This is a genomic window from Mycoplana ramosa (assembly GCF_041930185.1).
Taxonomy (GTDB): domain Bacteria; phylum Pseudomonadota; class Alphaproteobacteria; order Rhizobiales; family Rhizobiaceae; genus Mycoplana; species Mycoplana ramosa.
Genome location: NZ_JBHEEW010000011.1, coordinates 145,462 through 167,206, shown reverse-complemented (window position 1 = coordinate 167,206; position 21,745 = coordinate 145,462). Strand labels below are relative to the sequence as shown.

Genomic DNA, 21,745 nt, shown 5'->3' with positions numbered 1-21,745 from the left:
CAATCTCCAATGGAAAAGCCGCCGGGATCGACCGGCGGCTTTTTCGTTTGACGTTGCGGCTGCCGAAGCTGCAGCATCCGGGCACGATCAGACCGCGCGTGCAGCCTTCAGCTCACGGCGACGGCGGTGCAGAACCGGCTCCGTATAGCCGTTCGGCTGCTCGCGACCCTTCAGCACCAGTTCGCAGGCAGCCTGGAAGGCGATCGAGCCATCGAAGTCCGCGGCCATCGGCGTGTACGACGGATCGCCGGCATTCTGCTCGTCGACGACGGCAGCCATGCGCTTCATCGTTTCGATGATCTGTGCCTCGGTCACGACGCCGTGGTGCAGCCAGTTGGCCATGTGCTGGGCCGAGATGCGCAGCGTCGCGCGGTCTTCCATCAGACCGACATCGTTGATGTCCGGCACCTTCGAGCATCCGACGCCCTGGTCGATCCAGCGCACGACATAGCCGAGAATGCCCTGTGCGTTGTTGTCGAGTTCGCGCTGGATTTCCTCCTGCGTCCAGTTCGGTCGGGTGGCGACCGGCACCGAAAGAATGTCGGAGAGTTTTGCCCGCGGGCGGGTCTTCAGGCTCGCCTGGATCGAAGCGACGTCGATCCTGTGGTAGTGCGTGGCATGCAGCGTTGCCGCCGTCGGCGACGGCACCCATGCCGTGTTGGCGCCCGCCTTCGGATGGGCGATCTTCTGCTCCAGCATGGCGGCCATCAGGTCGGGCATCGCCCACATGCCCTTGCCGATCTGGGCATGGCCGGACAGGCCGCATTCGAGGCCGATGTCGACGTTCCAGTTCTCATAGGCGGAAATCCAGGCGGCCTGCTTCATGTCGCCCTTGCGGATCATCGGGCCAGCTTCCATCGAGGTGTGGATCTCGTCACCGGTGCGATCGAGGAAGCCGGTGTTGATGAAGAAGACCCGCTCCTTCGCGGCACGAATGGATTCCTTGAGGTTGACGGTCGTGCGTCGCTCCTCGTCCATGATGCCCATCTTGATCGTGTTCGGCACGAGCCCGATGGCTGCTTCGACGCGCGCAAAAATCTTGCTGGCGAAAGCAACCTCCTCCGGTCCGTGCATCTTCGGCTTCACGACATAGATCGAGCCCGTGCGTGAATTCATCCGTCGGCCGTTCGGACCGATGTCGTGCAGCGCGATCAGCACCGTCACCATGGCATCCATGATGCCTTCCGGCACCTCGCGGCCATCCTTGTCGAGGATCGCCGGGTTGGTCATCAGATGGCCGACGTTGCGCACCAGCATCACCGAGCGGCCGGGCAGCGTCAGGGCCGAACCGTTCGGTGCCGTATAGGCCGGATCCGGGCTCAGCCTACGCGTGAACGTCTTGCCGCCCTTGGCGACCTCTTCCTCCAGGTCGCCCTTCATCAGACCGAGCCAGTTGCGATAGACGACGACCTTGTCGGCCGCATCGACGGCCGCGACCGAATCCTCGGCGTCCATGATCGTTGTCAGCGCCGCTTCGATGCGGACGTCCGCAATGTGCGCCATGTCGCTGCGGCCGATTTCGGTGGACGCGTCGATTACGATCTCGATGTGGAGGCCATTGTTGCGCAACAATATCGTGCGCGGCGCCGAGGCCTCTCCCCCGTAGCCGGCAAATTTATCCGGCGACTCCAGTCCGACTTCACCGTCGGAAAGACCGACTTGCAGCGCACCGTCCCTGATTGCAAAGGCGCGCGCGTCGCTCCAGCCGGCGCCGGCAAGCGGGACGCTTTCGTCGAGGAATGCACGGACCCAGGCAATGACTTTGGCGCCGCGCTTCGGATTGTAGCCCTTGCTCTTTTCCGCACCGTCTGTTTCCGGAATCGCGTCCGTGCCGTAGAGCGCGTCATAGAGCGAGCCCCACCGCGCATTGGCGGCGTTGAGCGCATAGCGGGCGTTCATGACCGGAACGACGAGCTGTGGTCCCGCCATCGTCGAAATTTCCGGATCGACGTTGACCGTCGTCACCAGAAAATCGGGGCCTTCCGGCTGGATATAGCCGATCTCCCTCAGATAGGCTTCGTAGGCAGCTGGGTCGGTCGGTACGCCGTTCGCCTTGTACCAGGCGTCGAGCCGCTCCTGGAGCTGGTCACGCTTTTCAAGCAGTGCCCTATTCTCCGGCGCCAGCGCCTCGACGATCGCCGCGAACTCCGAGAAATAGCGCTCGGCATCGACGCCGGTGCCCGGAAGGGCCTCCTTGACGAGGAAATCAAGCAGCTCCTGGTCGAACAAAAGGCCGTTTTTCTCGGTGTAATCCATTTCACGCACTCCGGATTGCGGAACCCTTCTGGTCCCGTGAATGCTGCCACTTTCCAGAGCTATCATTCATAGTCAATTCAGCGACAGTTCAAAGAATTTGTTCCATCGTGGAACAAATCGACCGCTATTGAGCTGACGCGATCCGTGGCCGCCCGCTGGCCGTGGCCGTGAAGCGCGCTTCGACGAGCTTGCGACGGCCCTCGATCTCGGGGGCATCGATCGCCTCGGACACCGTGACGGCGGGCTCGTCGGCCCCGTTCAAGCGCGCGGTGTGGAGGGCTGTGCTGATCGCGCGTTCGCGGGCCAGCGAGAAGGCCGCCTCCTCGTCGGTCAACCGCACACTCTCGCCGGCCCCGCCGACAACGAACACGCCCTCCTCGGGCACCGTGACAAAAACGGTGACGCCGGCGCGCACCTGGCCGACCACCGCGCCGATGGCGTTGGCCACGTCGGCATCGGAGGGTATCTCCGACTCCGCCCCCAGCATCTCGGCGATCGCCGGATAGTAGACCGGCGCGGACGCGCCGAGACCGATCAACGGCCGGTCGAGATGGATGCGGAACTGGACGATCCCGCTGGTGCGCTGCAATGCCCGATCCACCGGCAGCGATTCCGCCGGGTCGATCGCGCCGGCGCCGTCCTTCGCAAGGCAAGCCGCCATGATCACATCGGAAGACTGACGCGTCAGCCGATCGACGATCTTGAGCGACAGTTCCTCCGCCGAACCGGCAATCGCGCGGCCTGAGCCGTCCTTGGCGCGCGCGGCGAGCTCGAGCCCGCGCCGCGCGGCCTCGCAATCCCACTGGTCCTGCCGGCCGAGAACGTGCATCGCGTCTGACGGTGTGATGGCGCAGATATGAACGAGCCCGCGCCCGACAAGCCGATCGAGCGTCGCCTTCTGCAGTGTATTCGTCAGCAGGCTATCCAGCGCCACCGGCACGGCACCGATGCGCTGGTAGAGCGCCTGCTCCTGCGGCTGGAGGCCGCTGGCGAGATGATCCGGCACGCCGGTGCGCACGGCAAAACGGCCGTCGTGACGTCCCATGTGCTGCGCCCGCAACTGCCGCTCCAGCACGGCATGCACGGCGTCGCCATGGATCTTTGCCGCAAGGCTCAGCGGCATGAAACGGCGAGGGCCGAGATCGATGCGCGCGACGAGACCACGGTCGTTGATGCGCACCTCCGAATCGCCACCGAGCCCGTAGGTGCGCATGGCCACCGCCTCGACCATCGTCCGGTAGCCACCGACGACCGCCCCTTCGGCATCCAGTTGCGGCCGCCCCTGATCAAGGACCGCCACGTCGGTGGTCGTGCCGCCGATATCGGAGACGACGGCGTCGTCCAAGCCCGTCAGGTGCCTCGCGCCGACAAGGCTCGCCGCCGGTCCCGACAGGATCGTCTCGATTGGCCGGAGCCGCGCCTCGGCAGCGGAAATCAGGGCACCATCGCCGCGCACCACCATCATCGGCACGTGGATGCCGCGCTGTTCCAGATAGCCCTCGCAGGCGCCGATCAGCCGGTCGATCATCGACACGAGCCGGGCGTTGAGCAGCGTGGTCAGCGCCCGGCGCGGTCCACCGAGCTTGGAGGAAAGCTCGTGGCTGCAGGTGACGGGGAGATGCGAGATTTCCCGGATCCGGTCGCGCACGCGCTGCTCGTGCGCCGGGTTGCGCACGGCGAAATAGCCGGCGACGGCAAAGGAGGATACGGAGGTTGCAAGGTCCGGCAGCGCCTCTTCCAGCGCCGTCATGTCGAGCGGGGTCTCGTTGCCGTGGACATTGTGGCCACCCGGCAGGAAGATCACGGGGTCGCTGCCGAGTGCCTCGGCCAGCCCATCCCGCTTCAGGTCGTCCGGCGCAAACCCGATCATCACCAGCCCGGCCCGGCCGCCCTGCCCCTCGACGAGCGCATTGGTGGCGAGGGTCGTCGACAGCGAGACGAGGCTGATCGCCGAAACAGGAACCTGCGCCTTGTCCAGCACCGCCCCAACGGCACCGGAAATGCCCACGGCCAGGTCGTGGCGGGTTGTCAGGGCCTTGGCCTTGGCGACGACTCCCTCAATCTCGCTGAAGAGTACGGCATCCGTGTAGGTTCCGCCGGTGTCGATACCGAGTAGCAAATGATCTTTCACGTCTGGGTCTTCCCGGAAAAATGCGGCGTCTCGACGAAACCGAGACGGTCACCGGCGGTGATATTGCATCTTGTGCGGGATTGCCACCGCTCCACGCGCGACATGAACGCGGCAGGCGGCGTCGACTGGCCCAACGAAGATCAGGCGGGGGCGGCCGCGGACGGGCGCGGCGTTACCCGCATCGGAAGGCCGTTTGCCGGCTGGGTCGTCAGCCGCTGCACCGGCCAGGGCTGCGCATCGCCGGCGGCGTCGAACCGGTACCGATGCATCAGCACGGCAAGCGCAATCACCGCCTCCTGCAAGGCGAAGGTCGCACCGATGCAGACCCGCGGACCCGCACCGAACGGCAGGTACTGGTATCGGTCGATGCGGTTGCGGTTTTCCGGCAGGAAGCGCTCCGGCACGAAGGCGCGCGGCTTTTCCCAGTAGAGCTCGTGCCGGTGCAACGTCCACGGCATGATGAGGATGGTAATGCCGGCCGGGATGTCGACCACCTCTCCTTTCGGGCTGGTCCATCGATCGGTCGCGATCGCCGCGCGGTTGATCGACGGCGCGGGCGGATAAAGCCGCATCCCCTCCTCGAAGGCGGCGCGGGTCCAAGGCATGAGGTCGAGCCAATCGATCGCTTCCGCCCCCGAGGCGAGGACGCGATCGATCTCTTCTTCCATCGCCTCCCGGACATGCGGCGCATTCGCCACGCAATAGAGCGTCCAGGCTAGGGCGCGCGCCGTCGTCTCGTGACCGGCGCCGATGAAGGTAAGAATGTTGTCTTCGATCTCGGCCGTCGTCAGCCCGTCCGGTCCGGCCTGTTCCAGCAGGAGCGTGAGAAAATCCCTGGGCGTGGCTTCGGGTTCGGCTCGCATGCGCTGCAGCCGCTGGTCCATCGTGCGCCGCACGATCGCCCGGAACTTGTCGAGCACCTTCTGGCCGCCGAGCCGCGTCAGTCGCGGCACCCAGGATGGCGCCTTCAGCAGGTCCATCGGGTCGACGCGGCCCATGCGGTGCAGAAGCGCATTCACGTCGTCGGCAAACGTGCCGGAGGAGGAAGCGATCTCGCCGGAAAACAGCGTGTCGGCAAGGATGGCGAAGGTGAGTTCCGTCATGTCGACGGCGATGTCGAAGACGGCGCCGTCGCGACCGCCACGTTCGTACTTGGCCGCATAGAGTTCGGATTGCCGCAGCATCTGGCTGGCGAAACCCTTCGCGTGGCGGGGCGTAAAGCTTGGCGCAACCGCCTTGCGCGAACGCTTCCAGACCGCCCCTTCCGCCGTCAGCAGGCCGTCGCGCAGGATCGGCCGCAGCACCAGTTGCCGCACGTCGCCCATGCGATAGTTCTGGGCGTTGTCGACGAGCACATGCTTGATCAAGCCGGGATCGTTGACGATCAGGGTGTGCTCGCGGAAGAAGCGCGTCTCGATCCAGGGCAGCGTATAGGACGGCACACCCCACAGCTCGAGCGGATTTCGTAAGATTATGCGGATGATCTCCAGCCACGACGGCGGCACCGTGCGCGGCTGGGGCGCCGGCGGCTCGAAGGGTTCCGGACGCATGTCCATGGAAATCACCTCGCGGAATCACCCATGCGCGGCGGACTGGCTGACCACCGCATCCAGCGATACGGGTGAAGTCTAGAGCAGGCCCTGCAGTTCCGCCAGCTTGTCGTTGACGAGCCAGCCGTAATAGTTCTCCTCCGGCCAGCCAGCACCTTCCGAGCGGCGACGGACGAAGTCGGCGGCCCGTGCATCGGGATTGCCGACGTTGTAAAGGGTCGCCGTGATCCCCGGATTGCCGGAGATATCGACACCGGCGATCTGCTTGTAGGCGTCGATCGAGTGGCGCAGTGAAGCTGCCATGTAGGCCAGCGATATGTCCGGATCCATGATCGCCTGGTAGACGCCCGCCGCGTCCTTCTCGTCCAACCGGTCGTAGCCCGAGACGCGGGCGACCGTATCGGTCAGCATCAGCGCCGTCAGCGGATTGATCTGGCCGAGGCCGAAGGTCTGCCCGGCATAGAACGGCTGGAAGAAGACGGCGCTGAAGCGGTTGTCGGGATAAGAAACACCGCCGACGGACTTGCCCTTGAACTGCCGGTTCCAGACCGTCTCGCGGCAGGACCACAGTGCATACGAGCCCTTCTTGCCCTCGCAAGCGGAGAATTCCGGCCGGCTTACGAATTGGTCGACACGCTGGCCGTTATAGGCGAAGCGGAAACTGTCGCCGGCATAGGATGCGGCCTTGATGTAGTAGCTCTGCAGCCGGTCGTAGGCATCGACGTTGTAGGTATGCTCGCCGACGATGGCGCCTACCATGTGAATGGGCGCAATGCCGTACTGCGCGGCAATCGACTTGATCTTGCCGATCAGCTCGCGGTCGGTGGCCAGCAGATCGCGCACCTTCTCGTATTTGGCGTCGAAGCTCGTCTTGCCCGCCTTGGTGCGTCGAACCGAGGCGCCGGGAACGGCAGGCTGCTCCGCATGACGATTGCCCGGCGGAACGACATCCATCGCCCGGGCGATGTTCGCCTCGCCGGCCAGCATGGCGGCGGCCATGACGAACATAGTCAGCAAATGTCGCACGCGCAGATGTCTCCGATGTCGGATTGGTGGCCAGATCGGTTTCAAATTCCCGTGGCCCCCATGACGTGAAATCATGTCGGAAAGATGCCGGCTCCCCAAAAAATGCGCCGCGTTTCTAGGATGAAGCGCGGCGCGTGTCGAGGCTAGAGCGATAAAATTCGCGTCATCGGCGCGGGGATGCCCGCTTCGATTTCCTACAGGATGTAGCGCGACAGGTCGGTGTTGGAGGCGAGCGTGCCGACGTGCTCGCGCACGTATTCGGCGTCGATCACGATGCTGTCACCCGCCTTGTCCGACGCCTCGAACGAGATTTCGTCGAGCACCCGCTCCATCACCGTCTGCAGCCGGCGCGCGCCGATGTTCTCGACATTGGCGTTGAGCTGCACGGCGACGTCGGCGAGCGCGTCGATCGCATCCTCGGTGAAGTCGAGCGTGACCTGCTCGGTCTCCATCAGCGCCTTGTACTGGCGGATCAGGCTCGCCTCCGTTTCCGTCAGGATGCGGCGGAAGTCCTCCTTGGTCAGCGCCCGCAGCTCGACGCGGATCGGCAGGCGGCCCTGCAGTTCCGGAAGGAGGTCAGACGGCTTGGACACATGGAAGGCGCCCGAAGCGATGAACAGGATGTGGTCGGTCTTCACCGGCCCGTACTTGGTCGCAACCGTCGTGCCCTCGACCAGCGGCAGCAGGTCGCGCTGCACGCCCTCACGTGAGACGCCGGCGCCGATGCCGCCCTCGCGTGCGGCGATCTTGTCGATCTCGTCGAGGAAGACGATCCCGTCGTTCTCGACTGACTGCACTGCCTCGCGCTGGATCTGCTCGTTGTCGATCAGCTTGTCCGATTCATCGGCGATCAGAAGCTTGTAGGAGTCCTTTACCGTCGTCTTCACCTTCTTGGTGCGGCTGCCGAGCGCCTTGCCGAACATTTCCGACAGGTTCAGGACGCCGACATTGGCGCCGGGCATGCCGGGGATCTCGAAGCCGGGCATGCCGGAGCCGGTGTCGGCGACGTCGATTTCGATTTGCTTGTCGTCCAGTTCGTTGTTGCGCAGCTTTTTGCGGAAGGAATCGCGGGTCGCGGGCGAGGCAGTGGCGCCGACCAGGGCATCGAGCACCCGCTCCTCGGCGTTCATGTGCGCCTTGGCGACCACTTCGGCCCGCTTCTTCTCGCGCACCAGGCCGATGCCGACCTCGACGAGATCGCGCACGATCTGTTCCACGTCACGGCCGACATAGCCGACCTCGGTGAACTTGGTCGCCTCGACCTTGACGAAAGGCGCGCCGGCCAGCTTGGCCAGGCGCCGGGAGATCTCCGTCTTGCCGACACCCGTCGGACCGATCATCAGGATGTTCTTCGGCATGACCTCGTCACGCAGGTCGGCGTCGAGCTGGTGGCGCCGCCAGCGGTTGCGCAGGGCGATCGCCACGGCGCGCTTGGCGTCCTTCTGGCCGATGATGTAGCGGTCCAGTTCGGAGACGATCTCGCGGGGGGAAAAGTTACTCATCTCGCTCTCGCTCTTGGGCACGGTCCCGGGCCATCATCAGCGCCGGGCCGTCCTCTGTCTGTCGTTGATCAAAAACACGGAACCCCGCCTTCTCGTAGGCCCGGATCGCCGCTCTGTTGTCGGGATGCGGATCGATGATCACCCGCTCCACTCCCTGTTCGAAAAGCCCTGCTGCGAAGGCATCTATCATTTTGGGCCCGATGCCCCTGCCGACAAGCGTCGGCACGCCGATGAACTGGTCGATTCCGACGCTGCCGGCGGGCTGGTCGCCGTAGGGATGGCCCGGTCCATCGACCACGTAGCTCTGGATGTAGCCGATCGGCTCATCAGCGAGCAGCACCAGATAGGGTTGCACGAGCGGATCATCGAAATGGCCGCAAATCTCGGCCACCTCGGCCTCCGGCTCGCCCCACCAGCGCCGCACATGCGGTTCGGCAAGCCAACGCCGCAGGAGCGGAAGGTCCGCCGCCGTCACGGGCCGGAAGCCGAACACGTCAGCGCTCGGCATCCAGCGTCTCGACCACGATGTTGTGGTTTGTGTAGACGCAGATGTCGCCGGCGATCTGCATGGCGCGGCGGGCGATCTCTTCCGCCGACTTGTCCGTATCCATCAGCGCACGCGCTGCGGCATAGGCATAGTTTCCGCCGGAGCCGATCGCCAGCGTGCCATGCTCGGGCTCGAGCACGTCGCCATTGCCGGTGATCGCCAGCGTGATCGTCTTGTCGGCGACCAGCATCATCGCCTCGAGATTGCGCAAGTACTTGTTCGTGCGCCAATCCTTGGCCAACTCGACGGCCGCCCGCATCAGCTGTTCGGGATATTGCTCCAGCTTTTCCTCGAGCCGCTCGAGCAGCGTGAATGCGTCCGCCGTGGCACCGGCGAAGCCGGCGATCACATCGCCTTTGCCGAGCCGGCGCACCTTGCGCGCGTTGCCCTTCATCACCGTCTGGCCGAGGCTCACCTGGCCATCGCCCGCCATCACCACCTTGCCGCCCTTGCGGACGGTGATGATGGTCGTGGCGTGCATGGTTCCATAGGGGTCGTGTTCTATCATTGATACACCCGCAAGTCCTCGAACCCGCCGAAGCCGGGTCCGCGCCCCCCGTGATGGGCCGGCCTTCTCGAGCCCTATGTAGGGGGAGAAACGGCAAATGCAATCGGCGGGCGATCGGGCTGACGGGAATACTGGTCTTTTGCGCCTCGCCCTGTTATGGGGACGGCGAAGATTTCTTCGACCATTCAGGGTGCGCAATTCCCATGAGCCGCAAAGCCAGCATTTCCCGCAAGACGAACGAAACCGCGGTTTCCGTGACCGTCAATATCGACGGCACCGGGACGTCGAAGATCTCGACGGGGGTGGGCTTCTTCGATCACATGCTGGATCAACTGTCGCGGCATTCGCTCATCGACATGGAAATCGAAACCAAGGGCGATCTGCACATCGACGACCACCACACAGTGGAAGACACGGGAATCGCCATCGGCCAGGCCATCGCCAAGGCGCTCGGCGACCGCCGCGGAATCACCCGCTACGCCTCGCTCGACCTCGCCATGGACGAAACGATGACGCGTGCGGCGGTGGATCTTTCCGGCCGCCCGTTCCTTGTCTGGAACGTCGCTTTCTCCGCGCCGAAAATCGGCACCTTCGACACGGAGCTGGTGCGGGAGTTCTTCCAGGCGCTGGCGCAGAACGCCGGGATCACGCTGCATATCCAGAACATCTACGGCGCCAACAACCATCACATCGCCGAGACCTGCTTCAAATCCGTCGCCCGGGTGCTTCGCACGGCAACCGAAATCGATCCTCGCCAGCAAGGCCGCATCCCCTCGACGAAGGGGTCGCTGGCCTAACCGGCAGACCGGCAGGACAACCACGTTGACCGCGTCATTCCTGATCCTGACCCCGCCCGGCGAACCGGCCGCGGCTGAAAACGCAACCTTCATCCGCGACGGCTTCCGCTGGACCGCGTTCTTCTTTCCGGCGCTGTGGCTGCTCGTGCATCGTCTCTGGCTCTGGGGTGCGATCGCACTGGTTCTGCAATTTGCAGCCATGGCCCTGTCGGCTTCGCCAGAGTTCGGCGCTGCCGGCTTGGCGCTGGCGATCAGCGTGTCTCTGCTGACGGCGCTCGAAGGGCCGCAGGCCCTGGCAAAGGCCCGCGAAGCACGCGACTGGACGTTGCGTTCGGTCGTGGTGGCCCGCGATCTCGAAACGGCGGAATTCATCTACTACAGCGAGCATGCGCCGCAGCCAGGTGCCGCGGCTGCCTCCTTGCCCGCTTCTGATACATCCACCAAGGCCGCCCGTCCTCCCGCGCTCGGCCTCCTCGGCTATGACGGAGAATGAGCATGCGCGTGGCAATCATTGATTACGGTTCGGGCAACCTCCGGTCCGCCACCAAGGCCTTCGAGCGTGCTGCGCGCGAGGCCGGTATCGACGCCGAGATCGAGCTCACCGACAAGCCCGACCGCGTCCTCACCGCCGACCGGCTCGTGCTCCCGGGTGTCGGCGCCTATGCCGACTGCCGGCGCGGCCTCGACGCCGTACCCGGCATGGTCGAGGCGCTGCGCGAGACCGTCGAGCTGGGCGGCCGGCCATTCCTCGGCATCTGTGTCGGCATGCAGCTGATGTCCTCGCGCGGCCTCGAGAAGACGGTGACGCAGGGGCTCGGCTGGATCCGCGGCGACGTCGTTCTCATCGAGCCGGATGATCCGGACCTGAAGATTCCGCAGATCGGCTGGAACACGCTGGAACTGAGGCGCGAGCACCCGCTCTTTGCCGGTATCCGCACCGGCGATGGCGGCCTGCACGCCTACTTCGTCCATTCCTATCACCTCGCCGCCGAAAATCCCGACGAGGTGATCGCGACGACCAACTACGGTGGGCCGCTGACGGCCTTCGTCGCCCGCGACAACAAGGCCGGCGCGCAGTTCCATCCGGAAAAGAGCCAGACGCTCGGTCTCGCCCTGATCACCAATTTCCTGCGCTGGAAGCCCTGATTTCCACGCCGAGCAAACGGACGACAAGAATGATCCTCTTTCCCGCCATCGACCTCAAGGACGGCCAGTGCGTCCGCCTGAAGCTCGGCGACATGGACCAGGTGACGGTCTACAATCCCGACCCGGCCGCGCAGGCCAAAGCCTTTGAGGAACAGGGCTTTGAATGGCTGCATGTGGTTGATCTCAACGGCGCGTTTGCCGGCGAGAGCGTGAACGGCGCAGCGGTGGACGCGATCCTGAAGGCGACGAAGAACCCGGTGCAGCTCGGCGGCGGCATCCGCACGCTCGATCACATCGAGAGCTGGCTGTCGCGCGGGCTCGCCCGCGTCATCCTCGGCACCGTCGCCGTGCGTGATCCGGCGCTCGTCATCGAGGCCTGCAAAAAATTCCCGGGCAAGGTCGCCGTCGGCATCGACGCCAAGGGCGGCAAGGTCGCCGTCGAGGGCTGGGCGGAGGCCTCCGAACTCGGCGTGATCGAGCTTGCGAAGAAGTTCGAGGGTGCCGGCGTCGCCGCCATCATCTACACCGACATCGACCGCGACGGGATCCTGACCGGGATCAACTGGGCCTCGACGCTCGAGCTCGCCGAAGCCGTCTCCATCCCCGTCATCGCGTCCGGCGGGCTGGCCTCAATCGACGACATCCGCCGAATGCTGGAGCCTGATGCCGCAAAACTTGAAGGTGCGATCTCCGGCCGCGCGCTCTATGATGGACGCATCGACCCGAAGGAAGCGCTGACGCTGATCCGCGCCGCGAAAGGACAAACCACATGACCCTCAAGGCCCGCGTCACCCCCTGTCTCGATGTCAAGGACATGCCGCGCCGCCCACAGCCGCTTGGCGGCGAGGACGCGCAAATGCAAAAGAAGGAGGCCGTCCTTTGACCTTCAAGGCCCGTGTCATCCCCTGTCTCGACGTCAAGGACGGCCGCGTCGTGAAGGGCGTCAGTTTCGTCAACCTTGTCGACGCCGGCGATCCGGTCGAATCGGCCAAGGCCTACGACGCAGCCGGGGCCGATGAGCTCTGCTTCCTCGACATCACCGCCTCCTCCGACGATCGCGACACGATCATCGACGTCGTCGCCCGTACGGCTGACCACTGCTTCATGCCGCTGACAGTCGGCGGCGGCGTGCGCAGCCTGGCAGACATCCGCAAGCTTCTGCTGGCCGGCGCCGACAAGGTTTCCATCAACTCGGCTGCGGTGAAGAACCCGGATTTCGTCGCCGAAGCCGCCGACAAGTTCGGCAACCAGTGCATCGTCGTGTCGATCGATTCCAAGAAGGTTTCGGCGGACGGCGAGGAAGACCGCTGGGAGATCTTCACGCACGGCGGACGGCAGGCAACCGGGATCGACGCCGTCGCCTTTGCCGAGAAGATGGTGGAACGGGGCGCCGGCGAACTGCTCCTCACCTCCATGGACCGCGACGGCCAGAAAAGCGGGTACGACATCGCGCTGACGCGGACCATCGCCGATCGGGTGTCGGTCCCGGTCATTGCCTCGGGCGGGGTCGGCACTCTCGATCACCTCGTCGAGGGCATCCGCGACGGCCACGCGACCGCGGTGCTGGCCGCGTCGATCTTCCACTTCGGCACCTACACGATCGGTGAGGCCAAGCGCTACATGGCCGATCATGGCATCGCCATGCGGCTCGACTGAGCGGAAAGGCAGGACATATCGATGAGCGACTTCACCCTGGCCGACCTCGAGCGGATCGTCGCTGAACGCTCCGGCGCCTCACCGGACGAATCCTGGACCGCCAGGCTGGTCGCCGCCGGCCAGCCGAAGGCGGCCAAGAAGCTCGGCGAGGAAGCCGTCGAGACGGTTATCGCCGCGATCGAGTCCGATCGGGCGGCGCTGGTGAGCGAGAGCGCGGATCTTCTCTATCATCTGATGGTCGTGCTGCGGATCGGCGGCGTGGCGCTGGTCGACGTCATGGACGAACTGGCACGGCGGACCGGACAGTCCGGCATCGCCGAGAAGGCGGGCCGACCGCAATGACGGCAACGTCCCTTCGCGACCAGATCCAGGCGGACATCCCCGACAATTACGGCCATACCCGCTACTCCCCCTATCGCTTCTTCTCCACCGACGAATGGGCGCAGTTCCGGGCGGACACGCCGCTGACGCTGACGGCGGACGAAGTGCGGCGGCTGCGCTCCCTGAACGACCCCGTTGATCTTGACGAGGTGCGGCGCATCTACCTTTCGCTGTCGCGGCTTCTCTCCGCGCACGTCGAATCATCGCAACTGCTGTTCGAGCAACGCAAGCACTTCCTCAGCCTTTCGGACGAGGCGAAGACGCCGTTCGTCATCGGCATTGCGGGCTCCGTCGCCGTCGGAAAGTCGACCACGGCCCGCATTCTCGCCGAACTGCTGTCGCGCTGGCCATCGAGCCCGAAGGTCGATCTCGTCACCACGGACGGCTTCCTCTATCCGAACGCAGTCCTGACGCGCGAAAACCTGATGGACCGAAAGGGCTTTCCGGAGAGCTACGATACCGGCGCCTTGCTGCGGTTCCTGTCCGCCATCAAGGCCGGACAGTCCAACGTCAAGGCGCCCACCTACTCGCACCTCACCTATGACGTGCTGCCGAACAATTTTCAGGTGGTTGACCGGCCGGACATCCTGATCTTCGAGGGAATCAACGTGCTGCAGTCGCGCAGCCTGCCCGCCGACGGCAAGATCGTGCCGATGGTATCAGACTTCTTCGATTTCTCGATCTACATCGACGCCGAGGAAGACCTGATCCACAAGTGGTATGTCGAGCGCTTCATGCGGCTGAGGGAAACGGCCTTCAAGAACCCCGAATCCTATTTCAACCGCTACGCCGCGGTGAGCGAAGAGGAAGCGCTGTCGATCGCCGAGGGCCTGTGGCGAAACATCAACCTGAAGAACCTGCGCCAGAACATTCTGCCGACCCGCCCCCGGGCCGATCTCATCCTCCAGAAGGGCGAGAACCACCTGGTCGAAACGGTTGCGCTCAGAAAGATCTGAGCCTCGCTTCTATCCCTGCCGACGTCCCGGCTTCAGGAATCGACGCGGCGCAGGGTCAGATTGATCCGGCCGCCATTCCGGAGCAACGTCGACGTTCCGGGAAAGATCCGGTCGACGCCGTGAAAGCTTAGCCGGCTTTCGCCGCCAAGCACCACAAGGTCGCCGCTGGAGAGACGGAAGGAGCGCGTCGGGGCGCCGCGCGCCGTCCCGCCGATCCGGAAGAGACACTGGTCACCGAGCGAAACCGAGACGACCGGCGCCGCGAAGGTCCGCTCGTCGCGGTCCTGATGCAGCCCCATCCGCGCGTCCCCGTCATAGAAGTTGACCAGGCAGGCCTGCGGCGGTGCCGGATAGCCGGAAACATCCTTCCAGATCTGCAGCAAGACCGCCGGGATCGCCGGCCAAGGCCGGCCCGTGGCCGGATGCCTTTCCTGGTAGCGGTATCCGCCCTCGCGGTCGGTGACCCAGCCGAGCGACCCGCAATTGGTCATGCGGACCGACATCGGTTTGCCGGTCTTCGGCATCTGCGGGACATAGAGCGGCGCTGCGGCAACGACCGCGCGAACATCCTCGACCAACGCCTCCTGTGCGGGCCGGTCAAGATAGGCCGGCAGATAGCGGAACCCTTCCGGAAGGTCATGCCCAGCCATTGCGTCGCCTCGCTTCTTCATGGTTTCCGTCAGGCCGCCGCCGCTCCTCGACAGGCGGCTTGTCATTCGGACGTCGGCTTGCCCCGCATCCGCTTCACGTCCGATCGGCCGGCCTTTGCCTTCAGCCGCCGTTCGACTGCCCCCTTCGACGGCCGCGTTTTCTTGCGCGGCGGTGGTGGCGGTTCGGCGGCCTCCAACAGCAACGCCTTCAATCGCTCGCGCGCGTCCTCGCGATTGCGCTCCTGGCTGCGGAATCGATTGGCCTCGATCATCAGCACGCCGTCCTTCGACAGGCGGCGGCCGGCGATTTTCGTTGCATTCGCCTTGATACGATCGCTCAAGGAAGGCGAATTCTTCAAGTCGAAGAAAAGCTGCACCGCCGTCGACACCTTGTTGACGTTCTGCCCACCGGGTCCGCCGGCGAGGACGAACTGCTCGGTCAGTTCCCAGCCGGCGATGACTATGGAGCCTTTAATGGGAAGCGGATCGCTGGCCATGGCGCTTTTCCTAAACGATGAGTGCCCTGCATAGCCCAGGAGGCGCCCGGACGAAAACCGTTTTCGGAACGGTGCGTTGCCATCCTACCGCCAGGACACGAAAAACCCGGCCGGAGCCGGGTTTCACGTGAATCACACTGAGCCTTCGGGTCGACTATTCTGCTGCGGCACGAAACCCCGGCGCCGCGTCGCGGACACCTCCGTCGACATGGCTCTCGAACTTGGCGAAGTTGGCGATGAACATGTCCACCAGCTTGCGCGCCTGCTTGTCATAGGCGGCACCGTCGGCCCAGGTCGAGCGCGGGTCGAGGATCTTGGTGTCGACGCCGGGTACCGAAACCGGGACCTCGAAGCCGAAGTTGTCGTCGCGACGGAACAGCGCGCCGTTCAGCGAACCGTCGAGCGCCGCCGTCAGCAATGCGCGCGTCGCCTTGATCGGCATGCGCTTGCCCTCGCCGTAGGCACCGCCGGTCCAGCCGGTGTTGACCAGCCAGCAGGTGACGCCGTGCTCGGCGATCAGCTTCTTCAAGAGGTTGCCGTATTCCGCCGGATGGCGCGGCATGAAGGGCGCGCCGAAGCAGGTGGAGAAGGTCGCTTCCGGTTCGGTGACGCCACGCTCGGTTCCGGCGACCTTGGCGGTGTAGCCGGAGAGGAAGTGGTACATCGCCTGGTCGGGCGTCAGGCGGGCGATTGGCGGCATGACGCCAAAGGCGTCGGCCGTCAGCATGATGATCGTCTTCGGGTGGCCGGCAACGCCCGTCTCGCTCGCATTCGGAATGAAGTGCAGCGGGTAGGCGCAGCGGGTGTTTTCCGTCAGCGATCCATCGTTGAAATCCGGTACGCCGTTGGCGTCGAGCACCACGTTCTCAAGAACCGTGCCGAAGCGCTGGGTCGTCGCGAAGATTTCCGGCTCGGCCTCGGCCGACAGGCGGATCGTCTTGGCGTAGCAGCCGCCTTCGAAGTTGAAGATGCCGTTTTCGCCCCAGCCGTGCTCGTCGTCGCCGATCAGCGTGCGCTTCGGATCGGCCGAAAGCGTCGTCTTGCCGGTGCCCGACAGGCCGAAGAAGACCGCAGCGTCGCCATCCGGGCCAACATTGGCCGAGCAGTGCATCGGCATGACGTTCTTGGCCGGCAGAATGTAGTTCAGCGCGGTGAAGACGGATTTCTTCATTTCGCCGGCGTAGTAGGTGCCGGCGATCAGGATGAGACCATTGGTCAGGTCGCAGGCGATCATCGTCTCGGTGCGGGCGCCGTGGCGGACCGGGTCGGCCTTGAAGGTCGGAAGGTCGATGATCGTCAGCTTCGGCAAAAAGCCTTCCAGGGATTCACGCGCCGGGCGGATCAGGAGGTTGCGGATGAACAGCGAGTGCCAGGCGAGTTCCGTCACCACGCGGGTCGGAAGCGCGTTTTCCGCATCGGCGCCGCCGATCAGGTCCTGCACGAAGAGATCCTTGCCGACCGCGTGCGCCAGCATGTCCTGGCGCAACGCCTCGAAATGCGCCGGCGACAGTTCCTTGTTGTTGTCCCACCAGATCTGATCGGTGGTGGCCTCGTCGCGGACGACAAACTTGTCCTTCGGCGAGCGGCCGGTATGCTGGCCGGTCAGCGCACGCAGCGCGCCGTGCGCCGTCTTGACGGCTTCGCCACGACCGAGGGCCTCGTCGTAGAGATCGGTTTCCGTCAGGTTGTAACGGACCGTTCCAGTGTCCTTGAAGCCGATCGCTTCGAGCCCGCAAGAGGGATTGCGAATGCCCAGTTCCTTCATGGCCCAGTTTTCCTTCGCGCTGTAGGGAGAGAGTGAATGTCTCTGGAAACTAATCGCTGCGCAGAGAAATGACAAGGGGACACTCAAAATATCTCAATGATATCAGTATATTAATCGATTTAACATTTTGTGCGCCTTTTTAAATCGGTTTGAAAATCGATTTAATCGACCAACTTCGGTCATGGGGAACAACGCGCCGGACGTCACGCCTTTGCCTTTGCCACAATTTGTTCCACCTTTATACTCAAAGAAAGCGCACCAATCGTCCGGCCGCAACCACGTCCAGGGAAATCAGCGAGGCGCACATGAGTATGGAGACAAGCAGGATGCAGACGATCGCACTGGTGGACGACGACCGGAACATTCTGACGTCGGTGTCGATCGCGCTCGAGGCCGAAGGCTACCGTGTCGAGACCTATACGGACGGCGCCTCCGCCCTCGACGGCCTCCTGGCCCGGCCGCCGCAGCTTGCGATCTTCGACATCAAGATGCCGCGCATGGACGGGATGGAGCTTCTGCGCCGGCTGCGGCAGAAATCGGATCTCCCGGTCATCTTCCTGACCTCCAAGGACGAGGAGATCGACGAGCTGTTCGGCCTGAAGATGGGCGCCGACGACTTCATCACCAAGCCGTTCTCCCAACGCCTGCTGGTCGAGCGCGTCAAGGCGGTCCTGCGCCGCGCCTCCAGCCGCGAGGCCGCGGCCGCCGGAGCATCGACCGCTGTGAAGGCGGGCGACGTGCAGGCGCGCTCGATCGAGCGCGGCCAGCTTGCGATGGACCAGGAGCGCCACACCTGCACCTGGAAGGGCGAGCCGGTCACCCTGACCGTGACCGAATTCCTGATCCTGCACGCGCTGGCGCAGCGTCCGGGCGTGGTCAAGAGCCGCGATTCGCTGATGGATGCGGCCTATGACGAGCAGGTCTATGTCGACGACCGCACGATCGACAGCCACATCAAGCGCCTGCGCAAGAAGTTCAAGATGGTGGACGCCGATTTCGACATGATCGAGACGCTTTACGGCGTCGGCTATCGGTTCCGCGAATCGACCTGAACCAAGGCCTCGAACGACCGGAAAGCCTCTCCGCCGCCGATTCGAAGCGATTTTGCTTGCATCACCCGGGGCGACGGTGGCATTTCGGCCAGAACGGAGGCGGCGAGCGAGCCGTTCGAGACATTTGACCGCTTTGCCACAGAACGCACTTGACAGGGAACTGGACGACCAGGAGGGGCGCCCGGCCGGCCGATCTGCCCGTTGGTACTGGACCTATCCGTTCAAGCTGATCCGACGCATCTTCGGCAACGCCGTCTTCTCCAGCCTGACGCGCCGCATCCTGTTCTTCAATCTCGTCGCGCTGGTCGTGCTGGTCGCCGGCATCCTCTATCTCAACCAGTTCCGCGAAGGCCTGATCGACGCGCGCGTCGAAAGCCTGCTGACCCAAGGGGAAATCATCGCCGGCGCGATTTCTGCCTCCGCCTCCGTCGACACCAACTCCATCACCATCGATCCGGAGAAACTGCTGGAACTGCAAGCCGGCCAGAGCATCACGCCGCTGCCCAACGACGACGACCTCGAATTCCCGATCAACCCGGAACGCGTCGCCCCAGTGCTCAGGCGCCTGATTTCGCCGACCCGGGTGCGTGCGCGCATCTATGATACCGATGCCAACCTGCTGCTCGACTCAAAGCACCTCTACACCCAGGGCCAGGTGCTGCGCTTCGACCTTCCCCCCGTTGAAGTCGAGGAATTGTCGGCCTTGGGCCGGTTCCTCGTCTGGCTCAACCGCATGCTGCAGCCGAGCAACCTGCCGCAATACAAGGAAGCGCCGGGCGGCGACGGCTCCATCTATCCGGAAGTGATGAACGCGCTGACGGGCGTGCGCGGCGCCGTCGTGCGCGTCACCGACAAGGGCGAACTCATCGTGTCGGTGGCGGTGCCGGTGCAGCGCTTTCGCGCCGTGCTCGGCGTACTGCTGCTCTCCACACAGGCCGGCGACATCGACAAGATCGTCCATGCCGAACGGCTGGCCATCATGCGCGTCTTCGGCGTTGCCGCGCTCGGCAACGTCTTTTTGTCCTTGCTCCTGTCGAGCACGATCGCCAATCCGCTGCGGCGCCTGTCGGCAGCGGCCATCCGGGTGCGGCGCGGCGGGGCAAAGGAGCGCGAAGAAATCCCCGACTTCTCCGCCCGCCAGGACGAGATCGGCAACCTCTCGGTTGCCTTGCGTGAAATGACGACGGCGCTCTATGACCGCATCGACGCGATCGAGAGCTTCGCTGCCGACGTCAGCCATGAACTAAAGAACCCCTTGACATCGTTGCGCAGTGCCGTCGAGACGCTGCCGCTGGCGCGCACGGACGAATCGAAAAAGCGCCTGATGGACATCATCCAGCATGATGTGCGCCGCCTCGACCGGCTCATCAGCGACATTTCGGACGCCTCGCGCCTCGATGCCGAACTGGCCAGAAGCGATGCCAAGACGGTCGATCTGGAAAAGGTCCTCGGCGATCTCGTCGACATCTCGCGTCAGGTGCGCAGCAACAAGAAGCCGGTCATCCTCGATTTCGTCGTCGACCGCAGCGACAATCCGAAGGCGCGCTTCAGCATCAGCGGCTACGAGCTTCGCATCGGCCAGATCATCACGAACCTGATCGAGAACGCCCGGTCCTTCGTGCCGGACCAGGGCGGCCGGATCGTCGTGCGCCTGTCGAACAGCCGCAATGGTCTTCGCAGGGTTGTCAAGGTCGAGGACAACGGCCCGGGAATCCAGGCCGAGGACATCGATCGCATCTTTGAGCGCTTCTACACCGACCGCCCGGCGAGCGAAGGCTTCGGCCAGAATTCGGGCCTCGGCCTGTCGATCTCGCGGCAGATCGCCGAGGCGCATGGCGGCACGTTGAAGGCCGAGAACATCATCGACCGTGACACCGGCGAGATCAAGGGCGCGCGGTTCATCCTCTCGCTGCCGGCGGGGCGCCCCAAATGAGCCACGGCGTCAACGTGCATGGCACCGCGATCGTCATCGGCACCACCGGGCTGATTTTCATGGGACCCTCCGGGTCGGGCAAGACGGCGGCGGCACTCCATTGCATCGGCCGCGCCCGCGAACGCGGTCTGTATTCGGCGCTCGTCGCCGACGATCAGGTTCTGGTCAGCCCTGCCAGTGGCGCCGTCGTGGCGCGCGCGCCCGCAACGATCGCAGGCCTGGCCGAGGTGCGCGGTGCCGGCATCGTCTCGGTGGAGGCCGTGCCTTGCGCCCTCCTGACGCAGATCGTCCGGTTGGTTCGCCCCCCGTTCCCCGAACGGATCGCCCCGGAGAGGGAGGATTGCGATATCCTGCCGGACCATCCGCTTCCGGTCACGCGCCTGCCGATCGGCGACGGCTTCGATTCTTTCGAACGATTGGTGCTCCTGCTGCCGTTTCTGGTCCGGAACTGACCCGGATACCGGGCGAAATGGCGGCCATCCGGCATTTTTAACTTGCACTCGGCCTTTTCATCGACAAGATGACCTCCCCAACGGTGGACGTCCATTTTGCAGTGCGATATGGCCGTCGCCGGCTTATTTTGGGCAATTGGAGCGGTGCATATGATCGGACTGGTGCTTGTCACCCACGGCAAGCTGGCGGACGAGTTCCGTCACGCACTTGAGCACGTCGTGGGGCCGCAAGAGGCGATCGAAACCGTTTGCATCGGCCCCGAGGACGATATGGACCAGCGGCGGCAGGACGTGGTGGAGGCAGCCCGGCGCGCCGATCGCGGCCACGGCGTCATCATCCTGACCGACATGTTCGGTGGAACGCCCTCAAACCTTGCCATCTCGGTGATGAGCAGCGGCACGATCGAGGTCATCGCCGGCGTCAACCTGCCGATGCTGATCAAGCTCGCGGGCGTGCGCAACGACGATGACATGGAACGGTCCCTTGTCGAGGCATCGGAAGCGGGGCGCAAATATATCAACGTTGCCAGCCGTGTCCTCAGCGGCAAATAGATGGATGCGCTCAACCCATGCACGGCTCGACCATGTCTCACTCCAAGGACCTCCTGATCATCAACAAGCGAGGCCTGCACGCGCGCGCCTCGGCCAAGTTCGTCCAAACCGTCGACGGCTTCGATGCGGAAGTGACCGTGTCCAAGGACGGCATGACCGTGGGCGGGACGTCGATCATGGGGCTGATGATGTTGGCGGCCAGTCCCGGTTGCTCGGTGCATGTGTCGGCAATCGGCGCGGAGGCGGCGGAAGTTCTCGCCGCGCTGGAGGCGCTCGTTGCAAATCGCTTCGGCGAGGAGATGTAACCCAGGTGAACATAAAGACATAAAGACTTCTTTATGTCTCAGTTGCCCGCCCTGAGATTTCCTGATAAGCATGCGCCCACCGA

The 21,745-nt window shown here is 64.3% G+C and carries 22 protein-coding genes; 12 read left to right on the top strand and 10 right to left on the bottom strand.

Going from position 1 to position 21,745, the window contains the following annotated elements; translation table 11 throughout:
- Nucleotides 1-87: 87 nt before the first annotated feature.
- The 7 genes from JNC62_RS15470 to hslV form a co-directional block, all read right to left on the bottom strand.
- Nucleotides 88-2,256 (bottom strand): malate synthase G, encoded by a 2,169-nt coding sequence (locus tag JNC62_RS15470; RefSeq protein WP_374839908.1) that lies wholly within the window; start codon nt 2,254-2,256, stop codon nt 88-90.
- Between the two features lie 124 nt (nt 2,257-2,380).
- Entirely contained in the window at nt 2,381-4,387 is a 2,007-nt protein-coding gene (locus JNC62_RS15465; RefSeq protein ID WP_374839907.1) for a hydantoinase/oxoprolinase N-terminal domain-containing protein, read from the bottom strand.
- 140 nt (nt 4,388-4,527) lie between these two features.
- Nucleotides 4,528-5,943: a cytochrome P450 gene (locus JNC62_RS15460; RefSeq protein WP_374839906.1), complete on the bottom strand. Its 1,416-nt coding sequence runs from the start codon at nt 5,941-5,943 to the stop codon at nt 4,528-4,530.
- Between the two features lie 72 nt (nt 5,944-6,015).
- Entirely contained in the window at nt 6,016-6,963 is a 948-nt protein-coding gene (locus JNC62_RS15455; RefSeq protein WP_374839905.1) for a DUF1402 family protein, read from the bottom strand.
- A 194-nt stretch (nt 6,964-7,157) separates the two neighbouring features.
- Nucleotides 7,158-8,465, bottom strand: coding sequence for an ATP-dependent protease ATPase subunit HslU (gene hslU / locus JNC62_RS15450; RefSeq protein ID WP_374839904.1), 1,308 nt, complete (start codon nt 8,463-8,465; stop codon nt 7,158-7,160).
- Nucleotides 8,458-8,973 carry a GNAT family N-acetyltransferase gene (locus tag JNC62_RS15445; protein ID WP_374839903.1) on the bottom strand — a complete coding sequence of 172 codons (516 nt, stop codon included), beginning with the start codon at nt 8,971-8,973 and terminating at the stop codon, nt 8,458-8,460. The genes hslU and JNC62_RS15445 overlap by 8 nt, the downstream gene beginning before the upstream one ends.
- The gene (gene hslV, locus JNC62_RS15440; protein WP_374839902.1) at nt 8,960-9,520 is read right to left on the bottom strand and encodes an ATP-dependent protease subunit HslV; all 561 of its coding nucleotides are present in this window, start codon (nt 9,518-9,520) and stop codon (nt 8,960-8,962) included. Before hslV ends, JNC62_RS15445 begins: the two co-directional genes overlap by 14 nt.
- 203 nt (nt 9,521-9,723) lie before the next feature.
- Here hslV and hisB point away from each other — a divergent pair, with 203 nt between their 5' ends.
- From hisB to coaA, 7 genes are all read left to right on the top strand, one after another.
- Nucleotides 9,724-10,317 (top strand): imidazoleglycerol-phosphate dehydratase HisB, encoded by a 594-nt coding sequence (gene hisB, locus JNC62_RS15435; RefSeq protein ID WP_374839901.1) that lies wholly within the window; start codon nt 9,724-9,726, stop codon nt 10,315-10,317.
- A gap of 25 nt (nt 10,318-10,342) precedes the next feature.
- Complete coding sequence (locus JNC62_RS15430; protein ID WP_374839900.1) at nt 10,343-10,810, top strand: DUF2628 domain-containing protein; 468 nt, start codon at nt 10,343-10,345, stop codon at nt 10,808-10,810.
- Between the two features lie 2 nt (nt 10,811-10,812).
- Nucleotides 10,813-11,463, top strand: coding sequence for an imidazole glycerol phosphate synthase subunit HisH (gene hisH, locus JNC62_RS15425; RefSeq protein ID WP_374839899.1), 651 nt, complete (start codon nt 10,813-10,815; stop codon nt 11,461-11,463).
- A gap of 29 nt (nt 11,464-11,492) precedes the next feature.
- Nucleotides 11,493-12,236, top strand: coding sequence for a 1-(5-phosphoribosyl)-5-[(5-phosphoribosylamino)methylideneamino]imidazole-4-carboxamide isomerase (gene hisA / locus JNC62_RS15420; RefSeq protein ID WP_374839898.1), 744 nt, complete (start codon nt 11,493-11,495; stop codon nt 12,234-12,236).
- 106 nt (nt 12,237-12,342) lie between these two features.
- Nucleotides 12,343-13,119, top strand: a complete 777-nt coding sequence (gene hisF / locus JNC62_RS15415; protein ID WP_374839897.1) for an imidazole glycerol phosphate synthase subunit HisF — start codon at nt 12,343-12,345, stop codon at nt 13,117-13,119.
- Between the two features lie 21 nt (nt 13,120-13,140).
- Entirely contained in the window at nt 13,141-13,461 is a 321-nt protein-coding gene (locus tag JNC62_RS15410) for a phosphoribosyl-ATP diphosphatase (RefSeq protein WP_374839896.1), read from the top strand.
- Nucleotides 13,458-14,456, top strand: coding sequence for a type I pantothenate kinase (gene coaA / locus JNC62_RS15405; protein ID WP_374839895.1), 999 nt, complete (start codon nt 13,458-13,460; stop codon nt 14,454-14,456). Before JNC62_RS15410 ends, coaA begins: the two co-directional genes overlap by 4 nt.
- Before the next feature lie 32 nt (nt 14,457-14,488).
- On the opposite strand, the gene JNC62_RS15400 is transcribed toward coaA, so the two are convergent.
- The 3 genes from JNC62_RS15400 to JNC62_RS15390 all read right to left on the bottom strand — a co-directional run bounded on the left by JNC62_RS15400 (nt 14,489) and on the right by JNC62_RS15390 (nt 17,368).
- Nucleotides 14,489-15,106, bottom strand: a complete 618-nt coding sequence (locus JNC62_RS15400) for an alpha-ketoglutarate-dependent dioxygenase AlkB family protein (protein WP_374839894.1) — start codon at nt 15,104-15,106, stop codon at nt 14,489-14,491.
- 62 nt (nt 15,107-15,168) lie between these two features.
- The gene (arfB, locus tag JNC62_RS15395) at nt 15,169-15,603 is read right to left on the bottom strand and encodes an alternative ribosome rescue aminoacyl-tRNA hydrolase ArfB (RefSeq protein ID WP_374839893.1); all 435 of its coding nucleotides are present in this window, start codon (nt 15,601-15,603) and stop codon (nt 15,169-15,171) included.
- A gap of 154 nt (nt 15,604-15,757) precedes the next feature.
- On the bottom strand, nt 15,758-17,368 hold the full coding sequence (locus JNC62_RS15390) for a phosphoenolpyruvate carboxykinase (protein ID WP_374839892.1): 1,611 nt from the start codon (nt 17,366-17,368) through the stop codon (nt 15,758-15,760).
- Nucleotides 17,369-17,694: 326 nt separating this feature from the next.
- On the opposite strand from JNC62_RS15390, the gene JNC62_RS15385 reads away from it, so the two are divergent.
- From JNC62_RS15385 to JNC62_RS15365, 5 genes are all read left to right on the top strand, one after another.
- A complete protein-coding gene (locus JNC62_RS15385) occupies nt 17,695-18,420 on the top strand; it encodes a response regulator transcription factor (protein WP_374839919.1) in 726 nt (241 codons plus the stop codon).
- 160 nt (nt 18,421-18,580) lie between these two features.
- Complete coding sequence (locus tag JNC62_RS15380; RefSeq protein ID WP_374839918.1) at nt 18,581-20,353, top strand: sensor histidine kinase; 1,773 nt, start codon at nt 18,581-18,583, stop codon at nt 20,351-20,353.
- Nucleotides 20,350-20,805 carry an HPr kinase/phosphorylase gene (locus JNC62_RS15375; protein WP_374839891.1) on the top strand — a complete coding sequence of 152 codons (456 nt, stop codon included), beginning with the start codon at nt 20,350-20,352 and terminating at the stop codon, nt 20,803-20,805. The genes JNC62_RS15380 and JNC62_RS15375 overlap by 4 nt, the downstream gene beginning before the upstream one ends.
- A gap of 150 nt (nt 20,806-20,955) precedes the next feature.
- Nucleotides 20,956-21,357: a PTS sugar transporter subunit IIA gene (locus JNC62_RS15370; protein ID WP_374839890.1), complete on the top strand. Its 402-nt coding sequence runs from the start codon at nt 20,956-20,958 to the stop codon at nt 21,355-21,357.
- Nucleotides 21,358-21,374: 17 nt separating this feature from the next.
- A complete protein-coding gene (locus tag JNC62_RS15365; protein ID WP_374839889.1) occupies nt 21,375-21,662 on the top strand; it encodes an HPr family phosphocarrier protein in 288 nt (95 codons plus the stop codon).
- Nucleotides 21,663-21,745 lie beyond the last annotated feature (83 nt).

What these genes read in the sequence shown, in the direction of transcription:
- JNC62_RS15365 (WP_374839889.1), top strand. Translation starts at nt 21,375, where the DNA reads ATGCACGGCTCGACCATGTCTCACTCCAAGGACCTCCTGATCATCAAC.
- JNC62_RS15370 (WP_374839890.1), top strand. Translation starts at nt 20,956, where the DNA reads ATGATCGGACTGGTGCTTGTCACCCACGGCAAGCTGGCGGACGAGTTC.
- JNC62_RS15470 (WP_374839908.1), bottom strand. Translation starts at nt 2,256, where the DNA reads ATGGATTACACCGAGAAAAACGGCCTTTTGTTCGACCAGGAGCTGCTT.
- JNC62_RS15410 (WP_374839896.1), top strand. Translation starts at nt 13,141, where the DNA reads ATGAGCGACTTCACCCTGGCCGACCTCGAGCGGATCGTCGCTGAACGC.
- JNC62_RS15375 (WP_374839891.1), top strand. Translation starts at nt 20,350, where the DNA reads ATGAGCCACGGCGTCAACGTGCATGGCACCGCGATCGTCATCGGCACC.
- JNC62_RS15400 (WP_374839894.1), bottom strand. Translation starts at nt 15,106, where the DNA reads ATGGCTGGGCATGACCTTCCGGAAGGGTTCCGCTATCTGCCGGCCTAT.
- JNC62_RS15390 (WP_374839892.1), bottom strand. Translation starts at nt 17,368, where the DNA reads ATGAAGGAACTGGGCATTCGCAATCCCTCTTGCGGGCTCGAAGCGATC.
- hslU (WP_374839904.1), bottom strand. Translation starts at nt 8,465, where the DNA reads ATGAGTAACTTTTCCCCCCGCGAGATCGTCTCCGAACTGGACCGCTAC.
- JNC62_RS15445 (WP_374839903.1), bottom strand. Translation starts at nt 8,973, where the DNA reads ATGCCGAGCGCTGACGTGTTCGGCTTCCGGCCCGTGACGGCGGCGGAC.
- hisB (WP_374839901.1), top strand. Translation starts at nt 9,724, where the DNA reads ATGAGCCGCAAAGCCAGCATTTCCCGCAAGACGAACGAAACCGCGGTT.
- JNC62_RS15385 (WP_374839919.1), top strand. Translation starts at nt 17,695, where the DNA reads ATGCAGACGATCGCACTGGTGGACGACGACCGGAACATTCTGACGTCG.
- coaA (WP_374839895.1), top strand. Translation starts at nt 13,458, where the DNA reads ATGACGGCAACGTCCCTTCGCGACCAGATCCAGGCGGACATCCCCGAC.
- hslV (WP_374839902.1), bottom strand. Translation starts at nt 9,520, where the DNA reads ATGATAGAACACGACCCCTATGGAACCATGCACGCCACGACCATCATC.
- hisH (WP_374839899.1), top strand. Translation starts at nt 10,813, where the DNA reads ATGCGCGTGGCAATCATTGATTACGGTTCGGGCAACCTCCGGTCCGCC.
- hisA (WP_374839898.1), top strand. Translation starts at nt 11,493, where the DNA reads ATGATCCTCTTTCCCGCCATCGACCTCAAGGACGGCCAGTGCGTCCGC.
- arfB (WP_374839893.1), bottom strand. Translation starts at nt 15,603, where the DNA reads ATGGCCAGCGATCCGCTTCCCATTAAAGGCTCCATAGTCATCGCCGGC.
- JNC62_RS15460 (WP_374839906.1), bottom strand. Translation starts at nt 5,943, where the DNA reads ATGGACATGCGTCCGGAACCCTTCGAGCCGCCGGCGCCCCAGCCGCGC.